The following is a 12129-nucleotide window of genomic DNA, read 5'->3' on the forward strand; positions in this document are numbered from 1 at the left end:
GTGGACGTGTTGGGGGAGCCGGGAACTCCCCCGGCTGATCAAGGGCGTGGCCATGTTTCTCCCCCGTCACGTGGTGCGCCTGACCGGCCCGGGGGGGCGGGTAACCGTTCGGGGCCGGCCCGGTCAGGAATCCTGTTGCAGGATTCCTGACCGGGCGATCAGATAGCCGAGTTGGGCGCGGCTGTTGCTGCCGAGCGCGGCGCTGAGCTTGGCGACGTGGGCGCGGCAGGTCCGTACGTTCATGCCGAGGCGGCGGGCGATAGCCTCGTCGACGTAGCCCTCGATGAGGAGCTTTGCTATGGAACGCTGAATGCCGGTGACGCCGTCGTTGGGCGGGGTGTACGGGGTCTCGTCGCTGAGCGGGGTCGCCAATTGCCAGAATTGGTCGAACACGGAAACCAGGTAGTCGACGAGGCCGGGATGGCGCAGTTCGAGCGCCACCTGCCTGTCGCGGCGCGCCGGTATGACGGCCACGGTCCGATCGAAGATGATCATGCGGTCGATGAGTTCTTCCAGTGTCCTGATCTCAACGCTTCCCGTGTGGAGCCGTTCCAGGTAGGCGAAGACGCCGGCTCCGTGGCGGGCCGTGTGCTGGTAGAGGGTGCGCAGCCGGACACCGCGGCTGAGGGGTCCTTCCACGCGTTCGAGTGACTGGGTGAGGACGTCGAGATTCCGGACACCGCCGGGCTGGATCGTGAGTATTTCCTTGGTGCACTGGGCGGTCGCGGTGTCCAATGTCGCGTTGATGGTCTGCAGCCCCTCCAGAACGGTGATCGCGTGGGTGGTCACCGAAGGCTGCGCGCTGATGGCCATGAACGGCTCGAATGCGTCGGCCAATTCGATGGTGACGCGTCGGCGCTCCCGGATCTCCCGTTCCAGAGGGTGCAGGCGCTGGGCGAGTACGGCCGACGGTGGGACGGGGCGAAGCCAATTCGCGTCGTCCGGGTCCGGATGCAGCAGTCCGAACTCCAGTAGGCATGGCGCCGGGCCTATCTCCGACCGGGCGATCCGGCCGGCGCCCAGGGCGCTGCCGTACAGCCGCGCTCCCTCGTCGCAGAGCTCTGTGATGAGGTGAGGATGCGTAGGTTTGATGCTTGTTGTGAGCAAATCTCCGCCCCCCAGGGTCCTGAACGTACAGGAACATGATGCATCGCTTCTGTGGCTTCGACGTGCTCTGTTGCGACATGGTCTTGTGAGAGCCGGGGGAGAGGACCTATCAAGTGAGGACGAAGCCGACTATGCACAAGAGATTGCTTCGCTCGGTTCTTGCCGTCGCCTTTGCCGCTGCGGCGTTTGCCGTGGCTGTTCAGACTGACGTCTCGAACGCGGGCGGGGGGGACGTGTCTTGGACCAACGTATCGGCGGGCAAGCTCAACACCAGTGACGTGTCGTGGGATATCCGGCCCGCGCGTGGGGTTGCGGCCCCATGACCACCCCGCCGGACGACCGGACCTTCCGGCGTGAGATGGCAACCGCCTACCGCTCAGGGTGGCATTTCATCGACCTCGTCACGGCACTCCCCCACCGTGGTGACTCGTTGATGGTCACTCTGTTCGGCGACCCGGTCGTCGTCGCCCGGGAGGACGACGGCGAAGTCCGCGCCTACCGCTGCCTCCGCAAGCCGCGCGGAGCACCGCAGCCCGTGCGCTGCGCCATCCGGTACGACATGATTTTTGTGAACCTCGCACAGCGTGACCACCAGCTGTTCGAACCTGAAGCCATCTCCGCCACCCCCCGCAGTGCCTGAGCGATCCCCCGTCGTTCCACGTCGCTCAGACACTCCCCCACACAACGGCGCCACCGTGACCTGAACACGGTGGCGCCGTTGTGCTGTCCGGGTTCAGCCCCGGCCGAGCGCCCGGTCCAGGGTGATCTCGACGGCGACCCGGTCCGGATTGGGCGCGGGCATGCGCCCGTAGCGCTCCGTGTGGCGGCGCACCGCCTCCTCGACCCTGTCCGGCTCCGTGCGGATCCTCGCGACGCCCTCCAGGGTCGCCCAGCGGCGCCCGTCCACCTGGCAGGCCGCCACGCGCGCGCCGTCCGGGCCCGCCGCCAGGATGTGGGCGACCTTGCGGCTGTGGCGGTTGGTGATGATGCGGGCGAGGCCCGCCCCGGGGTCGTACGTCACGCAGACCGGTACCACGTGCGGGGTGCCGTCGGGGCGGTGCGTGGTGAGCGTGCACAGATGGTGTTCGCGCCAGAACGCGAGGTACTCGGGCCCGGGGTTGCGTACGTCGACTGCCATGGGGCCAGCCTAGGCAGGCGCCGGCGCGCCGCGGTGGCGGGCGGGCGGGGCGGCCGGTTCACTCGGGGCACGGGGAAGGGCGGGATCCGGCCAGAATCGGGTGCTCCGGTGGCCCCGTTTTCGACTTGAGTGGAATAGACTCAACTTTGTGCACGTTGTTCGTGTCAGAGGTAGGGATTCAGACATCGCGAGGAGGAGACAGCGCACGTGGACGCCGAGCTGACCAACAGGAGCCGGGACGCCATCAACGCGGCCACCAGCAGGGCCGTGAAGGACGGGCACCCCGATCTGACCCCGGGGCATCTGCTGCTGGCGCTGCTCTCGGGCGAGGACAACGAGAACCTCGTCGATCTGCTGGCCGCCGTCGACGCGGACCAGATCGCCGTACGCACCGAGACCGAGCGGCTTCTGGGCTCCCAGCCGAGCGTGACCGGGTCGACCGTCGCGCCGCCGCAGCCCAACCGCGAGCTGCTCGCCGTCATCGCCGACGCCGCCCAGCGGGCCAAGGACCTCGGCGACGACTACATCTCCACCGAGCACCTGCTGATCGGCATCGCCGACAAGGGCGGCCGCGCCGGTGAGATCCTCGCCGGACAGGGCGCGAGTGCGAGGAAGCTGCTGGACGCGTTCGAGAAGAGCAGGGGAGGACGCCGGGTGACCACCGCAGACCCGGAGGGCCAGTACAAGGCCCTGGAGAAATTCGGCACGGACTTCACCGCAGCCGCACGCGAGGGCAAGCTCGACCCGGTCATCGGGCGCGACCAGGAGATCCGCCGCGTCGTCCAGGTGCTCTCCCGGCGCACCAAGAACAACCCGGTGCTCATCGGTGAGCCCGGCGTCGGCAAGACCGCCGTCGTCGAGGGGCTCGCCCAGCGCATCGTCAAGGGCGACGTGCCGGAGTCCCTGAAGAACAAGCGGCTCGTCTCGCTGGACCTGGGCGCCATGGTCGCGGGCGCGAAGTACCGCGGCGAGTTCGAGGAGCGCCTGAAGACCGTCCTGTCCGAGATCAAGGAGAGCGACGGCCAGATCATCACCTTCATCGACGAGCTGCACACCGTCGTGGGCGCGGGCGCCGGCGGCGACTCCGCCATGGACGCGGGCAACATGCTCAAGCCGATGCTGGCCCGCGGCGAGCTGCGGATGGTCGGTGCCACCACGCTCGACGAGTACCGCGAGCGGATCGAGAAGGACCCCGCCCTGGAGCGCCGCTTCCAGCAGGTGCTGGTGGCCGAGCCGTCCGTCGAGGACACCATCGCGATCCTGCGCGGGCTCAAGGGCCGCTACGAGGCGCACCACAAGGTGCAGATCGCGGACTCCGCGCTGGTCGCCGCCGCGACCCTGTCCGACCGCTACATCACCTCCCGCTTCCTCCCCGACAAGGCCATCGACCTCGTCGACGAGGCGGCCTCCCGGCTGCGCATGGAGATCGACTCCTCGCCCGTCGAGATCGATGAACTCCAGCGCTCCGTCGACCGGTTGCTCATGGAGGAGCTGGCCCTCAAGAACGAGACCGACCCCGCATCCCGGCAGCGTCTGGAGAAGCTGCGCCGCGACCTCGCCGACAAGCAGGAGGAGCTGCGAGGCCTCAACGCCCGCTGGGAGAAGGAGAAGCAGGGCCTCAACCGCGTCGGTGAGCTCAAGGAGCGCCTCGACGACCTGCGCGGCCAGGCCGAACGCGCCCAGCGAGACGGCGACTTCGACACCGCGTCCAAGCTGCTGTACGGGGAGATCCCCGGTCTGGAGCGCGAGCTGGCCGAGGCCGACGAGGCCGAGCAGGAGGCCGCCCGCGAGCCCAAGGAGACCCTGGTCAAGGAGGAGGTCGGGCCGGACGACATCGCCGATGTGGTGGGCGCCTGGACCGGCATCCCGGCCGGACGGCTGCTGGAGGGCGAGACCCAGAAGCTGCTGCGCATGGAGGAGGAGCTCGGCCGGCGCCTGATCGGCCAGACGGAGGCCGTGCAGGCCGTCTCGGACGCGGTACGCCGCACCCGGGCCGGGATCGCCGACCCCGACCGGCCCACCGGCTCGTTCCTGTTCCTCGGCCCGACCGGTGTCGGCAAGACCGAGCTGGCCAAGGCCCTCGCGGACTTCCTCTTCGACGACGAGCGGGCCATGGTCCGCATCGACATGAGCGAGTACAGCGAGAAGCACAGCGTCGCCCGGCTGGTCGGCGCCCCGCCCGGCTACGTCGGCTACGAGGAGGGCGGCCAGCTCACGGAGGCGGTCCGCCGCCGCCCGTACAGCGTCGTCCTGCTGGACGAGGTCGAGAAGGCCCACCCCGAGGTCTTCGACATCCTGCTCCAGGTCCTCGACGACGGCCGGCTCACCGACGGACAGGGGCGGACGGTGGATTTCCGCAACACCATCCTGATCCTGACGTCCAACCTCGGCAGCCAGTACCTGACCGACCCGCTGACCAAGCCCGAGGAGAAGCGGCGCCAGGTCCTGGAGGTCGTCCGGGCCTCCTTCAAGCCGGAGTTCCTGAACCGGCTCGACGACCTGGTGGTCTTCTCCGCGCTGTCCGGCGACGAGCTCGCCCATATCGCGGGGCTCCAGATCGGCCGGCTCGCCAGGCGCCTGGCCGACCGGCAGCTCACCCTCGACGTCACCCCGGCCGCCCTGGCCTGGCTGGCCGAGGAGGGCAACGACCCGGCCTACGGTGCCCGGCCGCTGCGCCGCCTCATCCAGACGGCGATCGGCGACCGGCTCGCGAAGGAGATCCTCGCGGGCGGGATCACCGACGGCGACACGGTCCGCGTGGACCGCGTCGGCGACGGCCTGATCGTCGGCCCGGCGGCCTGAGCGGCGCCCGCACGGCGTAACCGGAACGCGCGCGGCCCCGGTCCCCACCGGCTGGATATCAGCTTGTGGCGGATCGGGGCCGTTCCCGCTTGCCATGCCCCGCCCGCCATGGGAGAGGATGGCAGCCAACCGCACGAAGGGAAATTACGGTGAGCATCGATCCGTCCTCGATTCCTAACTTCGGGGGCCAGCCCGAACCGCAGGCGGCAGGACCGGAGGGCCCCGTCGTCCCTGACCAGGACCTCGTCAAGCAGCTGCTCGAGCAGATGGAGCTGAAGTACGTCGTCGACGACGAGGGCGACCTCGCCGCGCCGTGGGAGGAATTCCGCACGTACTTCATGTTCCGCGGCGAGGGCGAGCAGCAGGTCTTCTCGGTCCGCACGTTCTACGACCGCCCGCACGACACGGACCAGCGCCCGGTCCTGCTCGACGCGATCGACGACTGGAACCGCCGCACCCTGTGGCCCAAGGTCTACACGCACACCCACGAGCCCGAGGAGGGCGCCGAGGACACCACCACCTCGGTCCGCCTGATCGGTGAGGCGCAGATGCTCATCGGCACCGGCGTCAGCCTGGAGCACTTCGTCTCCTCGACGGTCAGCTGGGTGCGGGCCTCGATCGAGTTCGACAAGTGGCTGCTGGAGCGCCTCGGCCTCGCGCCGGCCGAGGAGAGGACCGACGGCACGGAGCAGTCCGCCCCGGACGCCTGAGCCGCGACAGGCCGTGACGGCCCGGCGCGGGAGCGGTCCCCTCGGACCGCCCCGCGCCGGGCCGTTTCATGTCACAGCCCCTTGAGCCGGGAGACCGCCTCCTGGAGGACCTCCGTGCGCTTGCAGAAGGCGAAGGCGCGCGCATCGAAGGCCGGACGGTCCCCCTTGAAATCAGATCGTGATCTGAGTAAGCTCTGATTATGTCTACCGTGCGTCTGGAAGCAGAACCGGAATCCGTCTCCTTCACCGATCTCTCCCGCAATCCCAAAGGTGTCGCCGCCAGAGCTGCTGCCCTGGGACGGCTTCGGGTCACTCATCGGGACGCGCCGGACATGGTGCTCACCACGGCTGTACGCGCGGAGGGCGCGGAGGAGAACCTGACCACCGCTTCGCGGCTCTTCCTCGCACTGATGAAGCAGGACGACGGTGCCAGGGCGCTCCTCCTCGCACTGCCCGAGGTGTTCCCCTGGGCGCGACACCTGAACGCGGAAGAGGTTCGGGCTTTCACTGTCGAGCTTCTTGAAGCGCTGTCGGACGCCGCAGAACTGGGGGCGGGAGAGGCTGTGCACCGCGCGATCGTCTCCTGGCGCGCCACGGCACGCATCAATGCCGATCCCGAGCAGCTCACGGAGTCGCTGCGTCCGCTCGACGGTGATGACCTCGGTCAGGTCGAGGTGCGTGGGTGAGTCCGAAGAAAGGAGACCGAGTGAGCGTTCCGCCCCTCAACGGGTGGAACGTCGTCTTCGGGACCACAGAGGCGGTGACGGGCTGGGAGGAACTGTGTCGTGTGGCCCTGCCGAGCGCGCACCGCTGCCTGGATGCTCTCCGAGGTGACCCCCTGACCCGCTCCAACTGGAATCGCCAGCATCAGTTGCGCGGCAGGCATGCCACCAAAGTGTGGAAGGGCTCCGACCTGGACCAGTGGGAGTACGAGGTCACCAGCGGTGGTCGAGTGCGCTACCTGGTCAGCGCGGAGACTTCCACCGTGATCCTCGTGTACGCCTCCCCGCGACATCCCAAAGACACCGAGTGAACCGTGATCGCTTCGGGAGCGGGGCTTGAGCAGGTCCCGCACCCCGAAGCGAACCGGCGGCGCTCTTTTCGCGCCCCCCTGTCAGACTGTCAATCGCTTGAGGCGGGTAACCGCCTCTTCCAATACACCCTTCCGCTTGCAGAACGCGAAGCGCACGAAGGGCGCCCCCTGCTCCCGGTGGTCGTAGAAGACCGCGTTGGGGACGGCCACCACACCGCAGCGCTCCGGCAGCGCCCGGCAGAACGCGAAGCCGTCGCCGTCGCCGCCCAGCGGCCGGATGTCGGTGGTGACGAAGTAGGTGCCGGCCGGGCGGTAGACCCCGAAGCCGGCCTCGGCGAGACCGCTGCTCAGCAGGTCCCGCTTGGCCCGCAGCTCCGCGCGCAGCGTGTCGAAGTAGCTGTCGGGCAGCGCCAGGGCCTCCGCGACCGCGTACTGGAACGGTCCGGCGGAGACGTAGGTCAGGAACTGCTTGGCCGAGCGGACCGCCGCCACCAGCTCCGGGCTCGCGGTGATCCAGCCGACCTTCCACCCGGTGAACGAGAACGTCTTGCCCGCCGAGCTGATGGTGACCGTGCGCTCGCGCATCCCGGGGAACGAGGCGAGCGGTACGTGCTCCCCCTCGAAGACCAGGTGCTCGTAGACCTCGTCCGTGACGACGAGGAGATCCCGCTCGCAGGCCAGGTCCGCGATCGCGGCGAGTTCCTCGCGGGTCAGGACGGTGCCGGTGGGGTTGTGCGGGGTGTTGAGCAGCAGCAGCCGGGTGCGCGGGGTGACGGCCGCGCGCAGTTCGTCGAGGTCCAGCCGGTAGCTGCCGTCCGAGGGCTCCGGGTGCAGGGTGACGGGGACGCGGGCGGCGCCCGCCATGGCGATGCAGGCGGCGTACGAGTCGTAGTACGGCTCCAGCGCGATGACCTCGTCGCCGGGCTCCAGGAGCGCCAGCAGGGCGGCGGCGATGGCCTCGGTGGCGCCGGCGGTGACCAGCACGTCGGTGTCGGGGTCGTAGCCGAGGCCGTAGCGCCGCCGCTGGTGCCCGGCGACGGCGGTGCGCAGCTCGGGGACGCCGGGCCCGGGCGGGTACTGGTTGCCGTGCCCGGCGCGCAGCGCGCGGACCGCGGCCTCACGGACCTCCTCGGGGCCGTCGGTGTCCGGGAAGCCCTGGCCGAGGTTGATGGCTCCGGTGCGGACGGCCAGCGCGGACATCTCCGCGAAGATCGTCGTGCCGAACTCGGCGAGGCGGCGGTTGAGCAGCGGTCGTCCCTGTGTCATGACGGCCATCCTGCGCGGAAGCTCTGGAGTTGCTCAAGTCTGCTTTGGCCCCGGGACGGCGGGGGCATCCCCCCTCCACGCAGGAATCGTGGCGAAGCGGGGGGCCTCGCTTCGGGGGAACGGAAGGACGTGAGGTCCGTGAAGGCTGTGCTCGTAGGTGTGGTTCTGGTGGTGATGGTCGTGCTTCTCGTGGCGGCGATCGCGGGCTCCGGCGGACGGGGCAGGTCGTCCTCCCGGGCCCGGCGGCGCGCGGGCGGCGGGGCGGCGGCCGGCGGCAGCTGGTGGGCCGGGGGCGGCGACAGCGGTTCGTCCTGCGGCAGCGGCGGCGGCCACTCGGGCGGCCACTCGTGCGGCGGGGGCCACTCCTCCTGCGGCGGGGGTTCGTCGTGCGGCGGCGGGGGCGGATGCGGCGGAGGCAGCTGACACGGGGCAGCTGGTCCGGCCCACAGGTGCCCGGCAGGGGCTTCGAGTGCACACTCCAAGTCCCGCCGGGCACCTTTTCGTTGGGCTCTGCGGCGCGTCTGCGGTGAACAGATGAGCGGAAGGCCCCCGAGGGGATGGAAACCCCGTCAAGTTGGGCAAAAACGCTGTGAGTGAGGCGTAGTTCGTGATTCCCTCGGTGGAGAGAACATTCAGCCCTCGGACCCCAGTTGGACCTGATCGGGCGCTTCCCACCTCCCACGTGCACGACGTCGGGGGCGTCCCCTGTCCATGTGTCCATGTGTGTGTTGCGGAGCCGACCCATGCTCACGACCCTTCATACGTCCTATTCCGACACCCGTGCCGCCGATCTGGCCTGGGCGCTGGGGCGTGAACCGCTCCCGGCGCTGGCCGTCCTCGATCTCCGTCTCGCGGGTGCCCAACTGCAGTTGCGCCTGCTCGGCGCCTCCCACCAGGTGCTCCTGGAGGAGGACCGCGGCAGCTGTTCCGAGACCGTCGCCTGTATGCCCGGCAGCAGTACGCCGCTTCCCCTCGGTGTCGCCAAGCGGCTCGGGGACTGGGAGTACGAGTTCGCGGCGCGCGTGGAGACGCTCGGCGCGGGCTCCTTCGCCGGGCGCGCCCAGGAGCTGCTGGCCCTCGTCGCCGACCATCCGCACGGCCTGGCCGGGACGTTCCCCGGCAGCCCGCACGCCTTCACCGCGATGCTCGCCCAGCGCACCGAGGGCCAGGTGCAGTGGCGCACCTGGCACGCGTATCCGCAGGAGGGGCAGCTGGTGGTGACCCGGACCCGGGTGGGTGTGCGGATGCCCGCCGCAGTGCTGTGACGCGCGTCAACTCCGTTGCGGGTGCGTCAGTTACACCCTTGTGGGTGACAAGCGGCGACGTGTCTGTGACGTAGCGTTCGCGGCATGATCGACCAGCAGGTGTCGCTGCGAGGGGGCGCGGCGCGGCTTCCCGTGCGACCGAGGACCGGTCGGTATCTCGTGCTGGCCGCTGTCTTCGTCTGCGCGGCCTGCGGTCTGGTCTACGAACTCGAACTGGTCGCGCTCGCCTCCTATCTGATCGGCGACTCCGTCACCCAGGCGTCCGTGGTGCTCTCCGTGATGGTGTTCGCGATGGGTATCGGCTCGCTTCTCGCGAAACGTTTACGCAGCCGGGCAGCCGTGGGCTTCGGACTGATCGAGGCGGCGCTCGCCCTGGTCGGGGGCTTCTCGGCGCTGGTGCTGTACGCCACGTTCGCCTGGTTCGGGGAGTCGCGATACGCGCTGGTCGGGTTCTCGCTGACCATCGGCATCCTGATCGGTGCCGAGATCCCCCTGCTGATGACGCTGATCCAGCGGGTGGACCGGCAGGACGCGGACGGGGCCGTGGCCGATCTGTTCGCCGCGGACTACGTGGGGGCGCTGGTCGGCGGGCTGGCCTTCCCGTTCCTGCTGCTGCCGATGCTCGGGCAGCTGACCGGGGCGCTGCTGACCGGCGCGGTCAACGCGGCGGCGGGCGGGGCGCTGGTGCTGTGGGTGTTCCGGCGCGATCTGACGGCCCGCTCCCGCTGGCTGCTGATCGCCGCCAATGTGACGGTGATCGCCGTGCTGGCCTCGGCCGCGGTGCTGGCCGACGACTTCGAACGGGCGGCGCGGCGCGCGGTGTACGGGGACCAGGTGCGGGTCGCGGTGCAGACGGACGTCCAGGAGGTCGTGCTGACCGGCGCGGGCCGCAGCTCCCTTGACCTCTACCTCGACGGGCGGCTGCGGGTCAGCTCGCGCGACGAGTACCGCTACCACGAGGCGCTGGTGCACCCCGCGATGAACGGGCCGCACGGCCGGGTGCTGATCCTGGGCGGCGGCGACGGCCTGGCGGCCCGGGAGGTGCTGCGCTATCCGGATGTGCGCAGCGTGACGCTGGTGGAGCTGGACCCGGCCGTCACCCGGTTGGCCCGTACCGACCACGCGCTCTCCGCACTGAACGCGCACGCCTACCGCGATCCTCGGCTGACGGCCGTGACCGCCGACGCGTTCACCTGGCTGCGGGCGCCGCGCGGCCCCTACGACGTGGTGATCTCCGACCTTCCGGACCCGGGGATCTCGGCGAGCACCAAGCTCTACTCGGCGGAGTTCTACGGGCTGATCACCGAGGCCCTGGCCCCGGGCGGCCGGGTGGTGGTGCACGGCGGCCCGCCGGTGGGCCGGCCGCGCACGTTCTGGACGGTGGACGCCTCGATGCGGGCGGCGGGGCTGCACCCGCGCGCCTACCGGGTCACCGGCCGCCGCACCGGCTTCGCGGTGGGCCCCGACCGGGCCCCGCCCCGGCAGTCCGAGGCGCACGGCTGGGGGTTCCTGCTGGCCTCCCTCGGCGGCGGTCCCGCGCTCGGGCTGGAACCCGGGGCCCCGGAGCTGCGGTCCCTGTCGGGGGAGATCCTGCGGGAGGCGGGGCGGCGGGCGGAGTCCGGGCGGCTGCGGGGGATGAAGCCGTCCACGCTGGTGCACCCGAGGTACTGGGAGGAGCGGTGAGCACGGCGTACGGCCGGGGCGGCCGGGGCCGGAAGGAGCGGTGCGCGGCGGCCGGCGGCCGGGGCGGGTGGTGCTCCGGGGGTGCCGAAGCGCTGACGTGGTGGCCGGGGCTGAGTAGGCTCGGTTTCCATGGAGCATGAGGTGTGCGTACCGGTTCCGGTTCCGGCCCTTCGGCGGACGCTGGGCGACCCCGCCCGGGTCGCGCGCTGCGTGCCGGGGCTTCAGCAGGACGCCGACGCGTCCGCGGGCCCGCTGTCCGGCCGGCTGAGATTCCGGGCGGGCGGCCACACCATCACCTACCGGGGCGCGCTGCGCCTCACCCCGCTGCCGGGCGACCCGGACGTGGACTCGGTGTACGCGGTCTCCGTGGCGGGCGAGGGGACCGAGGCCCGCGGCGGCGGGTCGGCGAAGCTGGCCCTGACCCTGCGGCTGACGGAGCGCGACGGGGGTACGGCGGTCGTGTTCGAGGGCACGGCGAGCGGTGACGGCCGGCTGGCGGAGCTCGACCCGGCGGCCGCGCTGTCGGCGGCCCACCGTCTGCTGGACCGGTTCGCCCAGCAGCTGGTGACCGAGACGCTCGCGGAGCACGGGGCGGACGACGGTTCCGTCGAGCCGGTCACCGGGATCGCCGCGGACGAACTGGCCGTCGGGGAAGCGGTGGAGAAGGCCCTGGAGGAGGCCGCCGAGGAGGCGGACAAGACCGGGCCGCCGAACGGCTCCCCGGTCAGTGGCTCCGAGCCCCCGGCCGACGGCGATGAGGTCCCGCCCACGCACGAGGCCGCCGCCGACGAGGCACCGGCGGGGGACCGGAAGCAGGACGGGGACTCCCTCTTCGACGCCCCGGTGCCGCCGTCGTCGCTGGACCCGGTGGCGGGGATCGAGTTCACGGTCCCGGACGCGCCCGCCGAGGCAGCCCATGCCCGGCGCACCATGATCGGGCGCAGCGCCGAGGAGGTCGACCACGCTCCGCCGCGCGGCCGGTACGCGCCCGTGCCGTCGCCCGATTCGGGCGGCGCCGGGGCGACGCTGCGCTGGGTGGCCCCGGCGGCCGCTCTCGCCCTCGCGTCCGCCGTGGTGGTGGGCCGGGCCTTGCGGCGCCGGAGGTAGCGACGCCAGTAGGGTCGT

General features: G+C 70.9%; 12 protein-coding genes. 9 read left to right on the forward strand and 3 right to left on the reverse strand.

What is annotated here, in order from left to right; translation table 11 throughout:
• Positions 1-123: 123 nt before the first annotated feature.
• Positions 124-1107, reverse strand: coding sequence for a helix-turn-helix transcriptional regulator (locus RLT58_RS19090; RefSeq protein ID WP_311311587.1), 984 nt, complete (start codon positions 1105-1107; stop codon positions 124-126).
• Between the two features lie 319 nt (positions 1108-1426).
• Between RLT58_RS19090 and RLT58_RS19095 the strand changes: the two genes are divergently transcribed.
• The gene (locus RLT58_RS19095; protein ID WP_018522262.1) at positions 1427-1747 is read left to right on the forward strand and encodes a Rieske (2Fe-2S) protein; all 321 of its coding nucleotides are present in this window, start codon (positions 1427-1429) and stop codon (positions 1745-1747) included.
• A gap of 93 nt (positions 1748-1840) precedes the next feature.
• On the opposite strand, the gene RLT58_RS19100 is transcribed toward RLT58_RS19095, so the two are convergent.
• Positions 1841-2245, reverse strand: coding sequence for a pyridoxamine 5'-phosphate oxidase family protein (locus RLT58_RS19100; protein ID WP_311311588.1), 405 nt, complete (start codon positions 2243-2245; stop codon positions 1841-1843).
• Positions 2246-2452: 207 nt separating this feature from the next.
• Here RLT58_RS19100 and clpB point away from each other — a divergent pair, with 207 nt between their 5' ends.
• The 4 genes from clpB to RLT58_RS19120 all read left to right on the forward strand — a co-directional run bounded on the left by clpB (position 2453) and on the right by RLT58_RS19120 (position 6790).
• A complete protein-coding gene (gene clpB, locus RLT58_RS19105) occupies positions 2453-5047 on the forward strand; it encodes an ATP-dependent chaperone ClpB (protein ID WP_311311589.1) in 2595 nt (864 codons plus the stop codon).
• Positions 5048-5196: 149 nt separating this feature from the next.
• Positions 5197-5757, forward strand: coding sequence for a YbjN domain-containing protein (locus RLT58_RS19110; RefSeq protein ID WP_311311590.1), 561 nt, complete (start codon positions 5197-5199; stop codon positions 5755-5757).
• Between the two features lie 200 nt (positions 5758-5957).
• Positions 5958-6443 (forward strand): prevent-host-death family protein, encoded by a 486-nt coding sequence (locus RLT58_RS19115; protein ID WP_311311591.1) that lies wholly within the window; start codon positions 5958-5960, stop codon positions 6441-6443.
• A gap of 20 nt (positions 6444-6463) precedes the next feature.
• A complete protein-coding gene (locus RLT58_RS19120) occupies positions 6464-6790 on the forward strand; it encodes a hypothetical protein (RefSeq protein ID WP_225022969.1) in 327 nt (108 codons plus the stop codon).
• Positions 6791-6871: 81 nt separating this feature from the next.
• Here the strand turns inward: RLT58_RS19120 and RLT58_RS19125 are convergent, their stop codons facing one another.
• Positions 6872-8056, reverse strand: a complete 1185-nt coding sequence (locus RLT58_RS19125; protein WP_311311592.1) for a pyridoxal phosphate-dependent aminotransferase — start codon at positions 8054-8056, stop codon at positions 6872-6874.
• 138 nt (positions 8057-8194) lie between these two features.
• Here RLT58_RS19125 and RLT58_RS19130 point away from each other — a divergent pair, with 138 nt between their 5' ends.
• The 4 genes from RLT58_RS19130 (at position 8195) to RLT58_RS19145 (ending at position 12111) form a co-directional block, all read left to right on the forward strand.
• Positions 8195-8479, forward strand: coding sequence for a hypothetical protein (locus RLT58_RS19130; protein ID WP_311311593.1), 285 nt, complete (start codon positions 8195-8197; stop codon positions 8477-8479).
• A 320-nt stretch (positions 8480-8799) separates the two neighbouring features.
• Complete coding sequence (locus RLT58_RS19135) at positions 8800-9321, forward strand: DUF2617 family protein (protein WP_311311594.1); 522 nt, start codon at positions 8800-8802, stop codon at positions 9319-9321.
• 84 nt (positions 9322-9405) lie between these two features.
• Positions 9406-11004: a polyamine aminopropyltransferase gene (locus RLT58_RS19140; protein WP_311311595.1), complete on the forward strand. Its 1599-nt coding sequence runs from the start codon at positions 9406-9408 to the stop codon at positions 11002-11004.
• Positions 11005-11133: 129 nt separating this feature from the next.
• Complete coding sequence (locus RLT58_RS19145; protein ID WP_311311596.1) at positions 11134-12111, forward strand: SRPBCC domain-containing protein; 978 nt, start codon at positions 11134-11136, stop codon at positions 12109-12111.
• The last annotated feature ends 18 nt before the right edge of the window (positions 12112-12129 follow it).

It is taken from the genome of Streptomyces sp. ITFR-16 (genome assembly GCF_031844705.1).
Lineage (GTDB): Bacteria > Actinomycetota > Actinomycetes > Streptomycetales > Streptomycetaceae > Streptomyces.